Source organism: Thalassovita aquimarina (assembly GCF_018219815.1).
In the GTDB taxonomy this organism is placed as follows: Bacteria; Pseudomonadota; Alphaproteobacteria; order Rhodobacterales; family Rhodobacteraceae; genus Thalassobius; species Thalassobius aquimarinus.
Map to the genome: position 1 here is coordinate 18022 of NZ_JADMKU010000028.1, position 19787 is coordinate 37808.

The following is a 19787-nucleotide window of genomic DNA, read 5'->3' on the forward strand; positions in this document are numbered from 1 at the left end:
TTATATTGAATTTGATGTTGCGTCGGGGCGTTTTGTCGACTACCGTACACCAAGCTAACACAGCCAAAGAACTGGTAGCCAAGGGAGGAATCATGAGGCTTTCAACACTGACACTGGCGGCAATGCTCGCTGCCGGGGCGGCAAGCGCCAACCCGGTCACCTATGCCGACGTGGTTTTCAATGAAGATGGCGGCGTAGAGGCATCGCTGACAGGCGTTGCCGGTAACCCCGAAGAGGGTGCCAAAATCTTCTCCACCAAGAGTATGGGGAACTGCGTTGCCTGCCACGAGGTTTCCACACTGGATGCCCCCTTCCCGGGGAATGTGGGTCCGATGCTTGATGGCGTTGCAGACCGTTGGGATGCAACCCAGCTGCGCGGCATCTTGGTCAACGCCAAGATGACCTATGAAGGCACGGTCATGCCCGCCTATTTCAAAACTGACGGGTACACACGCCCGGGCAATGCCTACACTGGCAAGGCTCCGGATGGTCCGCTGGATCCGCTGTTGTCGGCTCAGCAAATCGAAGATGTGGTCGCGTTCCTGGGCACTCTGAAAGAAGAGTGATCGGGCGGACCCGTAGTCCTGTAGTAAGGAGAGTAAAATGGAATTCTCAAGACGCGATACGCTGGCGCTTGGGCTGGGGGCAGCGGTTCTGACCGTCCTGCCGCTCCGGGTCAATGCGGCTGCTGAAGACGCAATTGCCGCCTTCACCGGTGGCGCAGACGTTGCTGAAGGCGGCGTCAATCTGACCGCGCCGGAAATCGCGGAAAACGGTAACACCGTTCCGGTTTCCGTCGAAGCCGCAGGCGCAAGCGCGATCCTGCTGCTGGCCACCGGCAACCCGACCCCGGGTGTGGCAACGTTCAACTTCGGCGAACTGGCCGGGTCGCAGGCTGCGTCCACCCGTATCCGTCTGGCCGGCACCCAGGACGTGGTCGCCATCGCCAAGTTGGCTGACGGTTCCTTCGCGAAGGCCGCTCAGACCGTCAAGGTCACCATCGGCGGCTGCGGCGGCTAATCAGGATCAAGGAGAAATAAGATGGCATCTGGTGTAAAACCCCGCGTCAAGGCCCCGAAAAAGGCGGCTGCTGGCGAAACCGTCACGCTCAAGACCCTGATCAGCCACAAGATGGAATCGGGTCAGCGCAAGAACAAGGATGGCTCGATCATCCCGCGTTCGATCATCAACCGTTTCACCTGCGAATTTAACGGCAAGTCCGTTATCGACGTGACGATGGAACCGGCGATCTCGACCAACCCCTACTTCGAATTCGAGGCCGTTGTGCCCGAAGCCGGTGAATTCAAGTTCACCTGGTACGACGATGACGGGTCGGTCTATGAAGAGAGCAAGAAAGTCGAAGTCGCTTAATAATAATGGCGCCTTGTTCCCGATCAGGGAGCAAGGCAGCCTACAGGGAGGAAGCTAGATGAAATTCAAGCCAATGAGCGCAATTGCCGCCCTGGCCCTGTCGGTTCCGACGTTGGGTATGGCGGATGCGGACGATGACACGCTGGTCATCAACGGCGAAATTGAAATCGTGACCAAGACCGCTGCGCCGGCACATCTTGAAGATGCGCTGGATGAAGTCATTTCGGGCTGGCATTTCCGCGACGACGCCACCCAGGCGATGGAAATGGACGATTTCGACAATCCCGGCATGCTGTACGTCGAAGCGGCAACCGAGGTCTGGAACACCGTGGAAGGGAGCGAGGGCAAGTCCTGCGCGTCCTGTCACGGCGATGTCGAAGAAAGCATGAAAGGCGTCAAGGCGGTCTATCCGAAGTGGAACGAGGCCGCTGGTGAGGTGCGCAATCTGCAGATGCAGTTCAACGACTGTCGCACCAACCGGATGGGCGCGGAAGCGTGGAAGTATGACGCTGGTCCCGCCAAGAACATGGAAGCGCTGATCACTTCGGTGTCGCGTGGCATGCCGGTGAACGTGGCGATCGACGGCCCGGCCAAGGCGATGTGGGAAAAAGGCAAGGAAATGTACTATACCCGCACCGGCCAGCTGGATCTGTCCTGCGCAAGCTGCCACGAAGAAAACTACGGCAACATGATCCGCGCCGACCACCTGAGCCAGGGGCAGACCAACGGTTTTCCGGTTTACCGCCTGAAGAACGCCAAGCTGACCACGCCGCAAGGCCGCTTCAAGGGCTGTGTCCGCGATACCCGCGCAGAAACCTACAAGCCCGGCAGCGAGGATTTCCTTGCTCTGGAACTCTATGTCGCAAGCCGCGGCAATGGCCTGTCGGTCGAAGGACCGTCGGTGCGTAACTAAGATACCTTCCTGGGGCGTCTTAGGGGCGCCCCAGGACAACAACAATAATCTTAACAGGTTGGAATCGGGTCAAAAACTGGCCTCACCTCTGGTCCGAGCGGTCAGGGGGTTTGGTTTACTATAACTGTTCGGAGCTTTAGAAATGATCTCCCGCCGCGACTTTCTTCAGGTATCCATGGCCGCTTCCGCGATGCTCGGCGCATCCGGTTTCGGCAATTGGGGGCGCTTGGCCGCTCAGCAGAAACTGACTCAGGATCAGCTGCTGGAATTCGACACGTTCGGCAACGTATCGCTGATCCATATCACCGATATTCACGCCCAGCTGAAGCCGATCTACTTCCGTGAACCCGAAATCAACCTCGGTGTCGGCTCCGCCCGTGGGCAGGTGCCGCATATTACCGGTGCCGATTTCCGCAAGATGTACGGCATTGCCGACGGGTCTCCCTCGGCCTATGCGCTGACCTATGACGATTTCACCTCGCTGGCGCGGGGCTATGGCAGGGTTGGCGGTCTGGACCGCGTGTCCACCGTGATCAACTCGATCCGCGCCGATCGTCCCGACGCGCTGCTGCTGGATGGCGGCGACACCTGGCACGGGTCCTATACCTGCTATCACACCGAAGGCCAGGACATGGTCAACGTGATGAACGCGCTGAAGCCCGACGCGATGACCTTCCATTGGGAATTCACCCTGGGCGGCGACCGCGTGCGCGAAATCGTGCAGGATCTGCCCTTCGCGGCCCTCGGTGCCAACATCTTCGATGCCGAATGGGACGAACCGGCCGAGGATTTCGCACCCTACAAGATGTTCGAACGTGGCGGCGTCAAGATCGCCGTGATCGGTCAGGCCTTCCCCTACATGCCGATCGCCAACCCGCGCTGGATGTTCCCCGAATACAGCTTCGGTATCCGTGACGAACGGATGCAGGAAGTGGTCGACGAGGTGAAGGCCGAAGGCGCCGAACTGGTCGTGATGCTGAGCCACAACGGCTTCGACGTGGACAAGAAGATGGCCAGCCGCGTGCAGGGCATCGACGTGATCCTGTCGGGCCACACCCACGATGCATTGCCCGAACCGGTTCTGGTGGGCGACACCATCATCATCGCGTCGGGTTCCAACGGTAAGTTCGTCAGCCGCGTCGATCTGGACGTGCGCGACGGCCGGATGATGGGTTTCCGTCACAAGCTGATCCCGATCTTCTCGGACGTGATCGAACCGGATGCCGCAGTGACCAAGGTGATCGACGAACAGCGTGCCCCGCACCTGGACAAGATGACCGAAGTGATCGGCCGCACCGACGATTCGAGCCTGCTGTACCGCCGCGGCAACTTCAACGGCACCTGGGACGACCTGATCTGCGACGCGCTGCTGAGCGAACGAGAAGCCGATATCGCGATGTCGCCCGGCGTCCGCTGGGGGCCGTCGATCCTGCCGGGGCAGGACATCACCCGCGAAGACATCTGGAACGTCACCTCGATGACCTACGGTCAGGCTTATCGCACCGAGATGACCGGCGAATTCATCAAGGTGATTCTGGAAGACGTCGCCGACAACCTGTTCAACACCGATCCCTACTACCAGCAGGGCGGGGACATGGTTCGGATCGGCGGCATGGGCTACCAGATCGATATCAACAAGCCGCAGGGCGAACGGATCAGCAACCTAACCCTGTTGAAGAACGGCGAATCGATCGATCCGGCCAAGAGCTACGTGGTGGCCGGCTGGGCCAGCGTGAACGAAGGCACCGAAGGCCCGCAGATCTGGGATGTGGTCGAAAGCCATATCCGCAAGCAAGGCACCGTTTCGGTGCAACCCCGCGACAACGTCAAGGTGGTCGGGGCTTAAGCCCCAACCGCGACCACTTGGCGCTTTACTATCTCTGACAAATTCACGAAGATGAATTTGATGATTTAATAAGGAGGCAAAGACAAATGACCGTCCGCTTCACTGGCAAGAAGCCCTCGCGGCGCGCGTTCCTGAAAGGGACGCTGGCGTCGACTGCGGGGGTTGTAGCCGGAGCCGGGGCTGCCAAAGCTGCAGGCCCCGATCCCCTGATCACCGAAAAGCAAGACTGGGCAATGAGCACCGGCGACGGTGTCGACGCAACGCCCTACGGCCTGCCGATCAAATATGAAGACGATGTGATTCGCCGCAACGTCGAATGGCTGACCGCCGACACGATCAGTTCGATCAACTTCTCGCCGATCCACGCGCTGGACGGCACCATCACGCCGCAGGGCTGTGCGTTCGAACGTCACCATTCGGGGGCAATCGAGCTGCGCAAGGAAGACTTCCGGCTGATGATCAACGGCCTGGTCGATACGCCGCTGGTGTTCACCTACGAAGACCTGGAACGCTTCCCGCGCGTCAACAAGACCTTCTTCCTGGAATGTGCTGCCAACACCGGCATGGAATGGGCCGGTGCGCAGCTGAACGGCGCCCAGTTCACCCACGGCATGATCCACAACATGGAATATTCCGGCGTGACCCTGCGCACCCTGCTGGAAGAGGCGGGCTTGAACGCCGCCGGCGACCTGAAGGACAAATGGGTTTATGTCGAAGGCGCCGACGCGTCCTCGAACGGCCGTTCGATCCCGATGGAAAAGGCGCTGGACGACTGCATGATCGCCTTCAAGGCCAACGGCGAAGCGCTGCGCAAGGAACACGGTTACCCCGCGCGTCTGGTCGTTCCCGGCTGGGAAGGCAACATGTGGGTCAAGTGGATCCGCCGCATCGAGGTCACGGACGCAGCGGTCGAAAGCCGCGAAGAAACCTCCAAGTACACCGACACTCTGGCGGACGGCACCAGCCGCAAGTGGACCTGGGTCATGGACGCCAAATCGGTCGTCACCTCGCCCAGCCCGCAATCGCCGATCAAGCACGGCAAAGGGCCGCTGGTCATCACCGGCCTGGCATGGTCGGGCCGTGGCGCGATCACCCGCGTCGACGTGTCCAAGGACGGCGGCAAGACCTGGGAAACTGCGCGTCTGGCGAACCCCGGTCAGCCGATGGCACTGACCCGGTTCTACCTCGACACCGAATGGAACGGCGAAGAAATGTTCCTGCAGTCGCGTGCGATGGACGAAACCGGTTATGTCCAACCGACCAAGGCAATGCTGCGCGAAGTGCGGGGCGAAAACTCGATCTATCACAACAACTGCATTCAGACCTGGTGGGTCAAGGCAGACGGGGAGGCCGAAAATGTCGAAGTATCGTAATCTCCTGATCGGTTCCGCTCTGGCCGCTATGGCCGCGTCGCCGGCTCTGGCCGAAAAGCTGGGCCTTGGCCGTCCGGCGCTGCCGGAAGAAATCGCAGCCTGGAACCTCGACATCCATCCCGACGGGACCGGCCTGCCGGTCGGTTCGGGTTCGGTTGAAGACGGCGAAGCGGTGTTTGTCGAAAACTGCGCCGTGTGCCACGGCGAATTCGCTGAAGGCTCGGGCAACTGGCCGAAACTGGCCGGGGGCGAAGGCACCCTGGCCGACAAGGACCCGCTGAAGACCGTCGGTTCCTACTGGCCCTACCTGTCGACCGTTTACGACTATGTCCGCCGCTCGATGCCGTTTGGCGCAGCCCAGACGATGAGCGACGACGACGTCTACGCGATCACCGCCTACATCCTGTACTCGAACTACCTGGTCGAGGATGACTTCGTTCTGTCGAACGAAAACTTCCTGGATGTGGAAATGCCCAACGCGGACGGGTTCATCGTCGATGACCGCGACACCGCCGAGGCGCATTTCTGGACCGAACCTTGCATGGAAAACTGCAAGGAAGGCGAGGTGAAGATCACCATGCGCGCCGCGGTTCTGGACGTGACCCCGGAAGAGGAAGGTGCAGAAGAAGCCGCGGCCGAAGAAGCCCCGGCTGAAGCCGCCGCCCCGGCCGAAGAGGCCAAGGCGGAAGAGCCGGCCGAAGAACCGGTCGTTGCAGCCGCAGCGCTTGACACCGAACTGGTCAAAAAGGGCGAAAAGGTCTTCAAGAAGTGCAAGGCCTGCCACCAGGTGGGCGAGGGCGCAGCGAACAAGACCGGTCCGATGCTGAACGGCGTTGTCGGCGGCCCGATCGGCGCGGTGGAAGGCTTCAAGTATTCCAAGGGAATGGCGGAACTGGGTGAAGCCGGGGAAACCTGGAACGAAGAAAACCTGACCGCCTTCCTGACCAAGCCGAAGAGCTTCATCAAGAAGACCAAGATGGGTTTCGCCGGCCTGAAGAAGGAAGACGACATCAATGCGGTGGCGGAATACCTCAAGTCCGTGTCGCAATAATCAGCGATCGTCGAAAAGCGGGCGGGGCCATCGAAAGATGGCCCCGTTTTGCCGTCTGAAAGCGACACTGGAAATCGCCATTCCAGGTTGTCGGGCGGGGATTTACGACCAGTATTTTCGGTAGGAATTCGGATTGTTGCCGTATTTCTTGCGGAAGGCGCGGGCCAGGTGGCTCGACGATCGGAACCCGGTTGCGGCCGCGATTTCGGTTACCGTCATGTCGGTTTCGTTGAGAAAGCCGTAGGCCCGGGTCAGCCGCAGCCCGTTGTAATAGGCCATCGGGCTCTGACCGAGGTAGCGCTTGAACAGCCGCTCGATCTGGCGCCGCGACACGCCCAGCCGGATGCACAGCTCGGACATCGACAGTGGTTCCTCAAGCGCGTTTTCCATCACCCTGATGGCGTCCAGCAGGTGCCGGTTGCGGGTGCCGATGGTGAATGAGCGCGCCGATTTCTGCGGTGAATTGGTCAATCCGGTACGGGTGTGCAGGCACATGTCGGCCACCAGCGACGCAAGGTCGGGCCCGTGGCGTTCCTCGATCAGCGCCAGCATCATGTCGATGGCCGAATTCCCGCCGCCGCAGGTCATCACCCGTCCGTCGATTTCATAGATGTTGGGCGACGGCACCAGGTCGGGATAGGCTTCCTGAAAACCGTCATGGTTTTCCCAGTGCAGCGTGAAGCGCCGCCCGTTCAAAAGCCCCGCCTCGGCCAGTGCGAAGGCGCCGGTGCAGATGCCGCCCAGCGGCCTGCCGAACCGGTCCTCGCGGCGCAGCCAGTTGATGGTTTTATCGGACGCGATCCCGTTTGGCGAGATGGAGGAGCAGACGAACCCGGTCGCGTTTGCCGGCAGCGATTCCAATGCCATGTCAGGCGTCACCTTGATCCCGGTGGAACAGCAGATCGGCGCGCCGTCCTCGGTCATGGTGAACCAACGGTACAGCTTCGATTTCGTCAGCTGGTTGGCGATCCGCAGCGGTTCGATCGCCGAGGCCACCGCCAGCATCGTCGTGTTGGGAAGAAGCAGGAAGTAGAAATCCTCCGGCGGGCCGTCGAATGTCATCGGGAAATTGGCGGTGGCCGCTCTCTGGATGAAGTGATCTTGTTGCATTGTGTATCCCGGACGGAACGGAAAAGTGGTTTCCAGCGAAAGCTGCGCTGGCAGGAATAGGTTGGGCCTTGCCCGGACCTTATACGTTTTGCGACGATGCCGGCAAGATTTGCGACGACGGTGTGCCCGGGGCCGTTGTTTGCGACAAATGATCCACCTGCCCTTGCAGCCGGTTTGGCGCAGCACTAAGATTCCAGGAAGATTTGGTCGATACTGATCAAGACGGCAAGCAACAGGCAGGCGGAAATGAAAGATCCTTTTGAAACGTACATGAATACCCTTGTCCCGATGGTGGTCGAACAAACCAGCCGCGGCGAACGGGCTTACGATATTTTCTCGCGCCTGCTGAAAGAGCGCATCATTTTCGTCAGCGGTCCGGTGCATGACGGCATGTCCAGCCTGATCGTGGCGCAGTTGCTGCACCTCGAGGCTGAGAATCCGTCGAAGGAAATCAGCATGTACATCAACTCGCCGGGCGGCGTGGTGACCAGCGGCCTGTCGATCTACGACACCATGCAGTACATCAAGCCCAAGGTGTCGACCCTGGTGATCGGCCAGGCGGCCTCGATGGGGTCGCTGCTGCTGACCGCGGGCGCGCCGGGAATGCGCTTTTCTTTGCCCAACAGCCGGATCATGGTGCACCAGCCCTCTGGCGGCTATCAGGGCCAGGCGACGGATATCATGATCCATGCCGAAGAGACGCTGAAACTGAAGACGCGTCTGAACAACATCTATGTCAAGCATACCGGTCAGACGCTTGAAAACGTTGAACGGGCGCTCGAGCGCGACAACTTCATGTCGGCCGAAGATGCCAAGGACTGGGGGCTGATCGATGAGATCGTCACCAGCCGGGCGTCGGGGGACGACGACAAAGACGCCACTTGACGGGGCGCAGGCACGGGGTGCTCCGGCGGCCCCGTGTCGTTTTTTACATTGTAGCGGCCTGGGGGCTGTCCTAAACTCGCTGATCAAGAAGCATGGACCAGCGCTCGATTCAGGCCTGAAAGGGAAGACATGGCGAATTCAACCGGCGGCGACAGCAAGAACACGCTTTACTGCTCCTTCTGCGGCAAGAGCCAGCACGAGGTGCGTAAGCTGATTGCCGGCCCGACCGTGTTCATCTGTGATGAATGCGTGGAACTCTGCATGGATATCATCCGTGAGGAGACCAAGAGCGCGGGCTTGAAGTCGTCCGAAGGGGTGCCGACCCCGCTGGATATCTGCAACGTCCTGGACGATTACGTGATCGGGCAGGCGATGGCGAAACGCGTGCTGTCGGTGGCGGTGCACAACCACTACAAGCGGCTGAACCACGCGCAGAAATCCGGTGACATCGAACTGGCCAAGTCGAACATCCTGCTGATCGGCCCCACGGGCTGCGGCAAGACGCTGCTGGCGCAGACGCTGGCGCGCATCCTCGACGTGCCGTTCACCATGGCCGACGCCACCACGCTGACCGAAGCGGGTTACGTGGGCGAGGATGTGGAAAACATCATCCTGAAGCTGCTGCAGTCCAGCGAATACAATGTCGAACGGGCACAGCGCGGCATCGTATATATCGACGAGGTCGACAAGATCACCCGCAAGTCGGAAAATCCCTCGATCACCCGCGACGTGTCGGGCGAGGGCGTGCAGCAGGCGCTCTTGAAGCTGATGGAAGGCACCGTGGCCAGCGTTCCGCCGCAGGGCGGCCGCAAGCATCCGCAGCAGGAATTCCTGCAGGTGGACACCACCAACATCCTGTTCATCTGCGGCGGCGCCTTCGCCGGTCTCGACCGGATCATCGCGCAGCGCGGCAAGGGATCGGCGATGGGCTTCGGCGCCGATGTGCGCGAAGTGGACGAACGCGGCGTCGGCGAGGTGTTCAAGGATCTCGAACCCGAGGATCTGCTGAAATTCGGCCTGATCCCGGAATTCGTCGGTCGTCTGCCGGTCATCGCCACGCTGGAAGACCTCGACGAGGACGCGCTGGTCACCATTCTGACCGAACCGAAAAACGCGCTGGTGAAGCAATACCAGCGCCTGTTCGAACTGGAAGAAACCCAGCTGACCTTCACCGAGGACGCGCTGCACGCGATCGCCAAGCGCGCGATCCAGCGCAAGACTGGCGCGCGCGGTCTGCGCTCGATCCTCGAGGACATCCTGCTGGACACCATGTTCGAACTGCCCGGGATGGAAAATGTCGACGAGGTCGTGGTCAACGAAGAGGCCGTGAACTCGGACGCCAAGCCGCTGATGATCTATGCGGACGCCAAGAAGGAAGAAGCCAGCGCAAGTTAAAACGCTTCAATGCATGTGGTTCGTGTTCTTCTCAAGGGAATGGCCATCGTTCTTCTGACGGTGGCCTTTTTCTTTTTCTGCGGCTGATTGCTGCTCGTTGCAAATCTAGAGTGGCTCCGCCGGACCGAAGACCCGACTTATGCAACGGATTTGTTTGCCGGGCATCTTTCGGTCGCCAAGGTGCTTGCGACGCGTAAATGGCATCGCAGAGGCGGAGAGCCCTTGGATTGCAGCTATGCCATCGTAGACTTGGCAGATGGAGCCCCGAATGTCCCTCCATCTTGGTCTAATTCTGACAACGGTTGGAAGTACAAGTTTGGTGGCGATTGGAAGGAAGCGCCTGAACCTGAACCCCACGACAACATGAGAAGAGCACTGAGGTTCTGTTCCCAATATTTTGACGATGCGACGAATGATCGGCTGTTCCGCGCCTTGGCTGAACCGGGCAGTTGGTACGTGCGTGGGCCCGTTGGCGAAATCCTCTACATCTACTCGTTGCCTCAGAACATCGCCGCGCGTATTCGTTTCGGCGACTAAGATCCAAGAGGTAATGACATGACCATCAAACGCATCCATTCGGGCGGCGAATTCGAAGTCAAGATCGGCTATTGCCGCGCCGTCGTGGCGGGCGGTTTCGTCCATGTGGCGGGCACCGTGGGGCAGGGCGATACGGTCGAGGAGCAATGCCGTTCGGCGCTCGACACCATAGGCAAGGCGCTGGAACAGGCTGGCACGTCCTTCGCCAATGCAGTGCGGGTGAATTACTACCTGCCGGACGCCGCCGAATTCGAACCCTGCTGGCCGATCCTGTCCGAAGCCTTCGGCGACAATCCCCCGGCGGCCACGATGATTGAATGTGGGCTGATCAACCCGAAGTTCCGCATCGAGATCGAACTGACGGCGCTGGCCGGGTAAGCCTGTCCGGCAGAACCAAAAGCCCGGAACAAGGCCGTCAGGCCGCCCCGGGCCAGCGCCAGTCCGCCCACCGGGCTGGCGCTTCTGCGAGGTTCGCCTTGCCGCCGATAGTGCGCGCGGATTTGGCGGCATAAACTGCCGTGCCCAAGGGCCGCGGCGCCACCCCGCGGACTGGCGCTGGCCCGGCTTTCGCACGATACCCGGCCGATCCAGTCCCTAAACGGTCAACCCACTGGACCTCGCCCCCGATTTACGCCATACCACCCCTAAGCAATTGCGGAGAGATTCATGGGCCTTTTGAACACCCTTCTGCGCGCCGTCACCTGGTGGGACGGGCAGACGCTCAACACTCAGCTCTACACCGCCCGCAAGGGTGTGAAAGTGGGCGAGGACGAACAGGGCAACGTGTTCTACCAGTCCCGCGACGGCAAGCGCCGCTGGGTGATCTATAATGGCGAGATCGAGGCCAGCCGGGTCGGCCCCGATTGGCATGGCTGGCTGCATCACACCTTCAAGGAAGCGCCGACCGACCGTCCGATGGTCCACAAGGCTTGGGAAAAGCCGCATCTTGAAAACCTGACCGGGACCGCGCAGGCCTATGCCCCCGCCGGTTCGATCCGCCGCGCCGCCCCGTCCGAGCGCCGCGATTACGAGGCCTGGTCGCCGGAATAAGGTCGCACCGATGTCCGAAAACAAAACCGAAGTGGCAGTTGGAGGCGCGGTCTTGGCCGTTGCGATCGGCTTTGTCGTCTATGCCGGGCAGGTGACCGGGTTCACCGACCGCAATGTCGGCTATCCGCTCACCGCTTCGTTCCGGTCGCTCGAAGGGGTGACGGTGGGCACCGATGTGCGGCTGGCCGGGGTCAAGATCGGTACCGTCACGGGGATCGACCTGAACCCGGAAACCTTCCGGGCCGACACCACTTTCAACCTCAAGGATGGGATCGATATCCCCGATGACAGCGCCGTGGTCGTTTCTTCCGAAGGGTTGCTGGGGGGCAATTTCGTCGAAATCGTGCCGGGCGGATCGCCGTTCAACTTCGCCCCAGGAGATGAGATCGAAGACACCCAAGGGTCGGTTTCCCTGGTGTCGCTGCTGATGAAATTCGTTTCCGGGTCCGGCAGTTCGGACAGCGGTCAATGATCCGGACCCTGTCGTTTCTGGCCCTGATGACGGCCACGCCCGCGCTGGCCGAAGAGGTCAGCACCGGCGCCGGCGCAATGCTGCGCGGGTTGGACAAGGTCAACGGCGAAACCACGGATATCAAACTGGAAAACGGCGGTTCGGCCAGCTATGGCCCTCTGTCGGTGGAACTGACCGAATGCCGCTTCCCGCAGGGCAACCCGGCGGGCGACGCCTATGCTTTCCTGACGATCCGCGAACAGGACAATGACGGGGTGCTGTTCCAGGGCTGGATGATCGCCTCGGCCCCGGCGCTGAACGCGCTGGATCACTCGCGCTACGACGTCTGGGTGTTGCGCTGTATCACGTCCGAAGGCGACTGAGGCAAATCCGGCGCGGTGAAATCGGCCTGCCCCTGCAACGCCTCTTCCAGTAACAGGTGATACCGCGCCCGCGGGATTTCGATCGCCCCCAATGAGGCCAGATGCGGCGTGATGAACTGGGTGTCGAACAGGGTGAAACCGGCCAGTTTCAACCGGTCCACCAGGTAGGCCAGCGCGATTTTCGACGCGTCGGTGCGGCGCGAAAACATGCTTTCTCCGAAAAACGCCCGCCCCAGCGTGACGCCATAAACGCCGCCGACCAGTTCGCTCTCCATCCAGACTTCCAGAGAATGGGCGTGTCCTAGCCTGTGCAGCTGCATGTAAAGGTCATGGATCACACCGCTGATCCATGTGTCCTCGCGGTCGGCACATCCGCGCAGCACGCCTTCGAAATCGGCGTTGACCGATACGCCGAACCCCCCGCGCCGCATCCGGCGGGCCAGCGAGCGGGAAATGTGGAAATGGTCGAGCGGGAAGATGCCGCGCAGTTTCGGATCCACCCAGAAGACTTCCGGGTCGTCGCGGCCTTCGGACATCGGGAAAACGCCGGACGCATAGGCGCTCAGTAAAAGTTCGGGGGTCAGAAAGGGGTCGCGGTCATCCTTCACGGGAACGTGCGCCTTCTGTCCTAAACGGGGTCGGCGGGCGCGCTCGGCGCCCGCCGCAAGGGCCTTAGCCCATATTGGTTTCCAGCCACTGTTCCAGCCAGTGGATGTTGTAGTTGCCGGAATGGATATCCTCTTCCTGCAACAGCGCGTGGAACAGTGGCAGCGTGGTGTCGATGCCGTCCACGATCAATTCGCTCAGGGCCCGGTTCAGCCGGCTCAGCGCCTCGGCCCGGTCGCGGCCATGCACGATCAGCTTGCCGATCAGGCTGTCGTAATAGGGCGGGATAGAATACCCGTCATAAAGCGCCGAATCCATCCGTACGCCAAGCCCGCCGGGGGCGTGGAACGCGGTGATCTTGCCCGGGCAGGGCGAGAAATTCGGCAGCTTCTCGGCGTTGATCCGCACCTCGATCGAATGGCCGTTGATTTCCAGTTCGTCCTGGGTGAACGACATCGGCAACCCTTCGGCCACGCGGATCTGTTCGCGCACCAGATCGACGCCGAAAATGCTTTCGGTGACAGGGTGTTCCACCTGCAAACGGGTGTTCATCTCGATGAAATAGAATTCGCCGTTTTCGTACAGGAACTCGATCGTGCCGGCACCGATATAGTTGATCTTGGCCACGGCATCGGCGCAGACCTTGCCGATCCGGGCGCGTTCTTCGTCGCTGATGCAGGGGCCGGGGGCTTCTTCGAACACCTTCTGGTGACGGCGCTGCAGTGAACAGTCGCGTTCGCCCAGATGAACCGCGTTGCCCTTGCCGTCGCCGAAGACCTGAATCTCGATATGGCGCGGCGTGGTCAGGTATTTCTCGATATAGACCTCGTCGTTGCCGAAGGCGGCCTTGCCCTCGGCCCGCGCGGTCTGAAACGCGCTTTCCATGTCGGCGGCGGTCTGCGCCACCTTCATGCCGCGGCCGCCACCACCGGCGGTGGCCTTGATGATCACCGGGTAACCGATTTCTTCACCGATCCGCTTGGCATCCTCCAGCGTGGGCACGCCGCCATCGGAACCGGGGACGCAGGGCACGCCCAGTGCCTTCATCGTGTCCTTGGCGGTGATCTTGTCGCCCATGACACGAATATGTTCGGCGGTGGGGCCAATGAAGGTGAAGCCGTGATCTTCGATGATCTGCACGAAATTGGCGTTTTCCGACAGGAAGCCATAGCCGGGATGGATCGCCTGCGCGCCGGTGATTTCGCAGGCCGCGATGATCGCCGGGATCGACAGGTAGCTTTGCGTGCCCGAGGGCGGGCCGATGCAGACCGATTCGTCGGCCATGCGCACATGCATCGCGTCGGAATCGGCGGTGGAATGCACCGCCACCGACTGGATGCCCATTTCACGGCAGGCCCGGATCACGCGCAGCGCGATTTCGCCCCGGTTGGCAATGAGGATTTTCTCGAACATTGCTGTCGCCTTATTCGATGATCACGAGGGGCGCGCCGAATTCCACCGCGGCGCCGTCTTCGACCAGGATGCGCTTCACGGTCCCGGATTTGGGCGCGGGGATGTGGTTCATGGTCTTCATCGCTTCGATGATCAGCAGCGTGTCGCCTTCGCTGATCGTGCTGCCGACCTTGATGAAGCTCGGCGCGCCCGGTTCGGGCTGCAGGTAGGCGGTGCCGACCATCGGCGAGGTCACCGCGCCGGGATGGCTGGCCGGGTCCTCGGAGGCGGCGGGCGCTTCTGCGGCGGGGGCGGGGGCCGCAGCGGGCGCGGGGGCTGCCGCCGGTGCGGCGGGCGCGGCCACCTGCGCGACCATCTGGGTGGCACGGCTGACGCGGACGTTCAGGCTGTCATTGTCGCCATATTCGCGCATGACCTCTAGCTCGGTCAGGTCGTTTTCCTGCAACAGTTCTGCCAATGCCTGAATGAAGGCCACGTCGGAATCATGGTTTTTCTTCGTCATATTATCCTCGACCGGTTTTCGGTAGGGCCGCTTTCGTCTTGGCCCGGTTCCCCAACTTGCCGCCTTATAGGCGATCCTTGACGGGGCGGAAAGCGCCCTTCTGACCGGCAAAATGGGGGTTTTTGCGGAAAATTACGAGGGGTAATCGCCACAAAAGCCGCAATCATGGGAATCACAACGGCATGCCCGACAGTTTCGCCACCAGTTCGGCCAGCTTGCGGGCCTGGAATTTTTCCAGCAGCCGGGCGCGATAGACCTCGACTGTGCGATAGGACAATTCCAGTTCCAGCCCGATTTCCTTGCTGGTCATGCCGCGGCAGGTCAGGATCGCCACCTCGCGTTCGCGCTGTGTCAGCGATACGATCGGGCGCTCGTCGGACAGGTCGGAAAACGACCAGATGCCACGCCGGAACGGATCGTCGGGGGTCAGCGACTGACCTCGCACCCGGCACCAGAACAATTCGCCCGAGCGGCGCTTCATGATGCGTTCGTCGCCATAACGCCCGGTTTCGCGCATCGCCGCCAAGCCACGTGCGCCGATGTTTTCGTAGTCTTCCGCGCTGGCATAGAATTCGGCCAGCGGCACGTTGGCGAAACTGGCCTGTGCGCCCTCGAAGATGTCGGCGAAGTGCCGGTTGCAGCCGCGAATGACGCGGTTTTCCAGCATGCACAGCCCGACGGGCGCATATTCGAAGCCTAGTTCGCTAATCTCCATGGCGCAAACATATGCCGCGAATTCGCGCCCTTGGAAAGGGTCGCGTATTTCTACCAATTGAACCCGCACGGGCCGGGTGGTTTTTTGCTACAATCGAATATGGGAGGAAGCCATGGTTTATATCGCGGGATGGGGCCATACGAAATTCGGTCGGCTGAGCGACCAGTCGCTTGAGAATCTGATCGTTGAGGCAGGGCGTCAGGCGCTGGCCGATGCCGGGGTCGCGGGGGCGGATGTCGACGGCATGTGGCTGGGACACTTCAACGCCGGCATGGTCGACGACGGCTTCGCATCGTCGCTGATGATGGGGATCGATCCGGGGCTGCGCTACAAACCGGCCACGCGGCTGGAAAACGCTTGTGCCTCGGGGTCGGCGGCGGTCCACGCGGCGCGGCAGGCGATCTTGGCGGGCGAATGCAAGGTGGCGCTGGTGGTCGGCGTGGAAAAGATGACCCAGCTGTCTGGCACGGATGTCACCGCCGCGCTTGGCCGGGCGTCTTACCAGAAGGAAGAGGCGGGCACTTCCTTCCCCGGCATCTTCGCGCAATTCGCCCAGGCCTATTTCAAGGAATTTGGCGATCATTCCCTGGCGCTGGCGAAGATTGCGGCCAAGAACCACGGCAATTCGGTGCACAACCCGCTGGCGCAGCTGCAAAAGCCGCTGGATCTGGAATTCTGCGCCACCGAAAGCGACCGCAACCCGATGATCGCGGCGCCACTGAAGAAAACCGACTGTTCGCTGGTCTCCGACGGCGCCGCGGCGGTGGTTCTGGTGGCCGACGATCTGCTGGGCGACGTGCAAAAGGCGGTGCGTTTCCGCTCGGTCGCGCATGTCAGCGACATGCTGCCGATGTCGGCGCGCAAGCTGACCGATTTCGAAGGCCCGGCACGGGCGATGGCGCTGGCCTATCAGCGCGCGGGCGTGACGGTGGACGATATCGACGTGGCCGAGGTGCATGATTGCTTCACCATCGCCGAGCTGATGATCTACGAGGCGATGGGGCTGGCGCCCAAGGGGCAGGGGGCCCGAGTGCTGGAGGACGGCACCGTCTATGCCGGCGGCCGGCTGCCGGTGAACCTCAGCGGCGGGCTGAAGGCCAAGGGCCACCCCGTCGGCGCCACCGGCGTATCGATGCACGCGCTGATTGCCCGGCAACTGACCGGGCAGGCCGACGCGATGCAGCATCCCGGTTCGGAGCTGGGATTGGTGTTCAACATGGGCGGGTCCGGCGTGGCGTCGCACGTGTCGATCCTGGAAGCGGTGAAGGCATGAATATCGCATTCTGGCTGCAACGAACCGCGCAAATCCACCCGGACCGACCGGCCCTGCATCTGGGCCGCGAATGCGTCGCCGACTACGAGGCCTTCCACCGCAGGGCGCTGCAGGTCGCGGGCTGGCTGCGCGAACAGGGCGTGATCCCGGGCGACCGGGTGGCGCTGTTCATGAAGAACTGCCCCGATTACCTGATTGTGCAATACGGCGTCTGGTATGCCGGCGCCGCGGTCGTGCCGATCAACGCGAAACTACACGGGCGCGAAGCGGCCTGGATCATCGAAAATTCCGGTGCCCGGCTCGGCTTCTCCTCGCCCGGTCTGACCGAAGCGCTGCAGCAGGCCGAGGCGGGGGCGGAAATTGTCGATATCTCGTCGGTCCCCTATCAGGAGATTTTTCAGACCGAACCGATCGCCGCGCCGGTGCCGCGCGATCCCGGCGACCTGGCCTGGCTGTTCTACACCTCCGGCACCACCGGGCGGCCCAAGGGCGTGATCATCACCCACCGGATGCTGACCACCGTATCGCTGAGCTATTTCGCCGATGTCGATCAGGTCCGCGCCGAGGACGCCATCCTGTACGCCGCCCCGATGAGCCATGGCGCGGGGCTCTACAACATGGCGCATGTGCTGGTCGGCGCGCGCCATGTCTGTACGCCCTCGGGCGGTTTCGAGGAGGCGGAGATTTTCGACCTGTCGCGCCATTTCGGCAATGTGCAGATGTTCGCCGCGCCCACCATGGTCAAGCGGATGACCCAGATCGCCAAGGCCACCGGCGAAACCGGCGAAGGCCTGCGGTCCGTCGTCTATGCCGGTGGGCCGATGTACCTCGCCGATATCATGGAAGCGGTCGATCATTTCGGCCCGATCTTCATCCAGATCTACGGCCAGGGCGAGGCGCCGATGGGCATCACCGCGCTGAGCCGCCACGATGTCGCGGACCGGACCCACCCGCGCTGGAAGGAACGGCTGGCGTCGGTCGGGCGGGCGCAATCGGCGGTCGAGGTCATGATCGGCGATGCGGAAGGAAACGAGGTTCCGCGCGGAACACCGGGCGAAATCATGGTCCGCTCCGATATCGTGATGCCGGGCTACTGGCATAACCCCGAAGCGACAGGGAAGACGATCCGCGAAGGCTGGCTGCTGACCGGCGATGTCGGCTTCATGGACGAAGACGGCTATGTCACCATGCAGGACCGGTCCAAGGACCTGATCATTTCGGGCGGCACCAATATCTATCCGCGCGAAGTGGAAGAGGCGCTGCTGACCCATCCCTCGGTGGCCGAGGTCAGCGTCGTCGGTCGCCCCAACGAAGAATGGGGCGAAGACGTGGTCGCCTTCGTGGTGATGGCCGAGGGTCAGGCATTGGACAAGGCGGCGCTTGACGCCCATTGCCTTGATCAGATCGCGCGGTTCAAGCGGCCGAAAACCTATTTCGAAGTCGAAGAGCTGCCCAAGAACAATTACGGCAAGGTGCTGAAGACCGAGCTGCGTAAACGACTGGAGGAGATGTGATGACGGATCTGAAAGGAAAGACCGCCCTTGTGACCGGATCGGTGCAGGGGATCGGGTTGGCCATCGCCGAAAGCCTGGCCGAGGCCGGGGCGCGGATCGCGGTGCACGGCATCGCCGGTGACGCGCAGGTGCACGATGTCTGCGAACATCTGCGCGCCAAGGGATCGCCGCAGGCCGAATTTTTCCGCGGCGACATGCGCCACCCCGAACAGATCGACGAACTGATGGATGCGGTCGAAGCGTGGGGCGGGGCCGATATCTTGGTCAATAACGCGGGTATCCAGCATACCGCGCCGCTGGCCGAAATGCCGCGCGAAAAATGGGACGCGATTTTGCAGATCAACCTCAGCGCGGCCTTCGCCACCATGCAGAAGGCGATGCCGCTGATGGCCGAACGCGGCTACGGTCGGGTGATCAATATCGCCAGCGTGCACGGGCTTGTCGCCAGCAAGGACAAGGCGCCCTATGTGGCGGCCAAGTTCGGGCTGGTCGGGCTGAGCCGGGTGGCGGCGCTGGAATACGCGAGCGCGGGAACCAAGCAAGCGGGCGGCGTGACGGTGAACTGCATCTGTCCCGGCTGGACCGAAACCGCCATCATCGGCCCGCAGATCGACGCCCGCGCGGCGGCCCATGGCGGCGATCGCGATGCAGGCATCGCCGATCTGTTGTCGGAAAAGCAGCCCAGCCTGCGCACCTCGGATCCCTCCGAAATCGGTGCGTTGGCGCTATGGCTCTGCGCGCCGATCGCCCATAACGTGACCGGCACCGCGATCCCCGTCGATGGCGGCTGGACCGCGCAGTAGCGGCGCGAACAAAAAACACGCTCGGAAACTGACCGCCCCCCTGACGGAGGGTGGTCTTTCATGTCAGCGGATCAGCTCGGGCGCTCAGTAGCAGGGGCGCACCGTGTAGCGGCCATCGGCCCGTGCATAAGCGCATTCATTGGTCGCATTGTTGACCGCGACCTGCGTACCGACGGCGGCGCCGGCCAGGGCGGCGATGATGGTCCAGTTGCGGTTTGCGTCCAGCATGTCAGCGGTGACAACCCCGAGGGCGGCACCAGTCAACCCGCCTACGACCATGCTTTCCTGGCGGGTCATTCCGTAACAGCCGGGCAGGGCCAGCAGGGATGCGGTCAGGCCGCCGATAATGAGATGTTTCATGAATTTACCCTTTCGCGAATGATGGAACATTGCTGCATATGCGGGTGATATTAGCCGCATCTTTTCCAGCCGGAGTTGATCTTGCGCAAACGGGCAAAGAAAAAGACCGGCCCGCGAAGGCCGGTCTTTGCATCGCTCGGGGGCAATCTTAGCCCTTATTCATGCGGTTTTCGATCAGGTCGTCGACCACCGACGGATCGGCCAGGGTCGAGGTGTCGCCCAGGCTGCCATAGTCG

General features: G+C 61.7%; 23 protein-coding genes. 17 read left to right on the plus strand and 6 right to left on the minus strand.

Annotation, left to right across the window (positions count from 1 at the left end; translation table 11 throughout):
- Positions 1 to 92: 92 nt before the first annotated feature.
- From soxX to IT775_RS19860, 7 genes are all read left to right on the plus strand, one after another.
- A complete protein-coding gene (soxX, locus tag IT775_RS19830) occupies positions 93 to 566 on the plus strand; it encodes a sulfur oxidation c-type cytochrome SoxX (protein ID WP_212702983.1) in 474 nt (157 codons plus the stop codon).
- Positions 567 to 603: 37 nt separating this feature from the next.
- Positions 604 to 1020, plus strand: coding sequence for a thiosulfate oxidation carrier protein SoxY (soxY, locus tag IT775_RS19835; protein ID WP_212702984.1), 417 nt, complete (start codon positions 604 to 606; stop codon positions 1018 to 1020).
- A 21-nt stretch (positions 1021 to 1041) separates the two neighbouring features.
- Positions 1042 to 1371, plus strand: coding sequence for a thiosulfate oxidation carrier complex protein SoxZ (soxZ, locus tag IT775_RS19840; RefSeq protein ID WP_212702985.1), 330 nt, complete (start codon positions 1042 to 1044; stop codon positions 1369 to 1371).
- 58 nt (positions 1372 to 1429) lie between these two features.
- The gene (gene soxA, locus IT775_RS19845; RefSeq protein ID WP_212702986.1) at positions 1430 to 2284 is read left to right on the plus strand and encodes a sulfur oxidation c-type cytochrome SoxA; all 855 of its coding nucleotides are present in this window, start codon (positions 1430 to 1432) and stop codon (positions 2282 to 2284) included.
- A gap of 142 nt (positions 2285 to 2426) precedes the next feature.
- A complete protein-coding gene (soxB, locus tag IT775_RS19850; protein ID WP_212702987.1) occupies positions 2427 to 4130 on the plus strand; it encodes a thiosulfohydrolase SoxB in 1704 nt (567 codons plus the stop codon).
- An 86-nt stretch (positions 4131 to 4216) separates the two neighbouring features.
- Positions 4217 to 5503, plus strand: coding sequence for a sulfite dehydrogenase (soxC, locus tag IT775_RS19855; protein WP_212702988.1), 1287 nt, complete (start codon positions 4217 to 4219; stop codon positions 5501 to 5503).
- Positions 5487 to 6554 (plus strand): c-type cytochrome, encoded by a 1068-nt coding sequence (locus tag IT775_RS19860; RefSeq protein WP_212702989.1) that lies wholly within the window; start codon positions 5487 to 5489, stop codon positions 6552 to 6554. The genes soxC and IT775_RS19860 overlap by 17 nt, the downstream gene beginning before the upstream one ends.
- A gap of 102 nt (positions 6555 to 6656) precedes the next feature.
- Here the strand turns inward: IT775_RS19860 and IT775_RS19865 are convergent, their stop codons facing one another.
- On the minus strand, positions 6657 to 7664 hold the full coding sequence (locus IT775_RS19865; protein WP_212702990.1) for a GlxA family transcriptional regulator: 1008 nt from the start codon (positions 7662 to 7664) through the stop codon (positions 6657 to 6659).
- A 246-nt stretch (positions 7665 to 7910) separates the two neighbouring features.
- Here IT775_RS19865 and IT775_RS19870 point away from each other — a divergent pair, with 246 nt between their 5' ends.
- From IT775_RS19870 to IT775_RS19900, 7 genes are all read left to right on the plus strand, one after another.
- Complete coding sequence (locus IT775_RS19870; protein ID WP_212702991.1) at positions 7911 to 8549, plus strand: ATP-dependent Clp protease proteolytic subunit; 639 nt, start codon at positions 7911 to 7913, stop codon at positions 8547 to 8549.
- A 129-nt stretch (positions 8550 to 8678) separates the two neighbouring features.
- Positions 8679 to 9944 carry an ATP-dependent Clp protease ATP-binding subunit ClpX gene (gene clpX / locus IT775_RS19875; protein ID WP_212702992.1) on the plus strand — a complete coding sequence of 422 codons (1266 nt, stop codon included), beginning with the start codon at positions 8679 to 8681 and terminating at the stop codon, positions 9942 to 9944.
- 363 nt (positions 9945 to 10307) lie between these two features.
- Entirely contained in the window at positions 10308 to 10481 is a 174-nt protein-coding gene (locus tag IT775_RS19880; RefSeq protein ID WP_212702993.1) for a hypothetical protein, read from the plus strand.
- 18 nt (positions 10482 to 10499) lie between these two features.
- Complete coding sequence (locus tag IT775_RS19885; protein ID WP_212702994.1) at positions 10500 to 10859, plus strand: RidA family protein; 360 nt, start codon at positions 10500 to 10502, stop codon at positions 10857 to 10859.
- A gap of 288 nt (positions 10860 to 11147) precedes the next feature.
- Complete coding sequence (locus IT775_RS19890; RefSeq protein ID WP_212702995.1) at positions 11148 to 11531, plus strand: NADH:ubiquinone oxidoreductase subunit NDUFA12; 384 nt, start codon at positions 11148 to 11150, stop codon at positions 11529 to 11531.
- 10 nt (positions 11532 to 11541) lie between these two features.
- Entirely contained in the window at positions 11542 to 12003 is a 462-nt protein-coding gene (mlaD, locus tag IT775_RS19895; protein ID WP_212702996.1) for an outer membrane lipid asymmetry maintenance protein MlaD, read from the plus strand.
- On the plus strand, positions 12000 to 12365 hold the full coding sequence (locus IT775_RS19900; RefSeq protein WP_212702997.1) for a DUF2155 domain-containing protein: 366 nt from the start codon (positions 12000 to 12002) through the stop codon (positions 12363 to 12365). The genes mlaD and IT775_RS19900 overlap by 4 nt, the downstream gene beginning before the upstream one ends.
- On the opposite strand, the gene aat is transcribed toward IT775_RS19900, so the two are convergent.
- The 4 genes from aat to IT775_RS19920 all read right to left on the minus strand — a co-directional run bounded on the left by aat (position 12320) and on the right by IT775_RS19920 (position 15595).
- Complete coding sequence (gene aat, locus IT775_RS19905; RefSeq protein ID WP_343231169.1) at positions 12320 to 12973, minus strand: leucyl/phenylalanyl-tRNA--protein transferase; 654 nt, start codon at positions 12971 to 12973, stop codon at positions 12320 to 12322. The two genes, IT775_RS19900 and aat, sit on opposite strands and share 46 nt — an antisense overlap.
- A 64-nt stretch (positions 12974 to 13037) precedes the next feature.
- The gene (accC, locus tag IT775_RS19910; RefSeq protein ID WP_212702998.1) at positions 13038 to 14384 is read right to left on the minus strand and encodes an acetyl-CoA carboxylase biotin carboxylase subunit; all 1347 of its coding nucleotides are present in this window, start codon (positions 14382 to 14384) and stop codon (positions 13038 to 13040) included.
- A 10-nt stretch (positions 14385 to 14394) separates the two neighbouring features.
- Complete coding sequence (accB, locus tag IT775_RS19915; protein WP_212702999.1) at positions 14395 to 14886, minus strand: acetyl-CoA carboxylase biotin carboxyl carrier protein; 492 nt, start codon at positions 14884 to 14886, stop codon at positions 14395 to 14397.
- A gap of 172 nt (positions 14887 to 15058) precedes the next feature.
- Positions 15059 to 15595, minus strand: a complete 537-nt coding sequence (locus tag IT775_RS19920; protein ID WP_212703005.1) for a LuxR C-terminal-related transcriptional regulator — start codon at positions 15593 to 15595, stop codon at positions 15059 to 15061.
- Positions 15596 to 15713: 118 nt separating this feature from the next.
- Here IT775_RS19920 and IT775_RS19925 point away from each other — a divergent pair, with 118 nt between their 5' ends.
- The 3 genes from IT775_RS19925 to IT775_RS19935 are packed head-to-tail and all read left to right on the plus strand — an operon-like array spanning position 15714 to position 19191.
- Positions 15714 to 16874: an acetyl-CoA acetyltransferase gene (locus IT775_RS19925; RefSeq protein ID WP_212703000.1), complete on the plus strand. Its 1161-nt coding sequence runs from the start codon at positions 15714 to 15716 to the stop codon at positions 16872 to 16874.
- Positions 16871 to 18388, plus strand: coding sequence for a class I adenylate-forming enzyme family protein (locus IT775_RS19930; protein ID WP_212703001.1), 1518 nt, complete (start codon positions 16871 to 16873; stop codon positions 18386 to 18388). The genes IT775_RS19925 and IT775_RS19930 overlap by 4 nt, the downstream gene beginning before the upstream one ends.
- On the plus strand, positions 18388 to 19191 hold the full coding sequence (locus IT775_RS19935) for a 3-hydroxybutyrate dehydrogenase (protein ID WP_212703002.1): 804 nt from the start codon (positions 18388 to 18390) through the stop codon (positions 19189 to 19191). Before IT775_RS19930 ends, IT775_RS19935 begins: the two co-directional genes overlap by 1 nt.
- 84 nt (positions 19192 to 19275) lie before the next feature.
- Here the strand turns inward: IT775_RS19935 and IT775_RS19940 are convergent, their stop codons facing one another.
- Complete coding sequence (locus IT775_RS19940; RefSeq protein ID WP_212703003.1) at positions 19276 to 19551, minus strand: glucose-6-phosphate isomerase; 276 nt, start codon at positions 19549 to 19551, stop codon at positions 19276 to 19278.
- Positions 19552 to 19787: the final 236 nt, after the last annotated feature.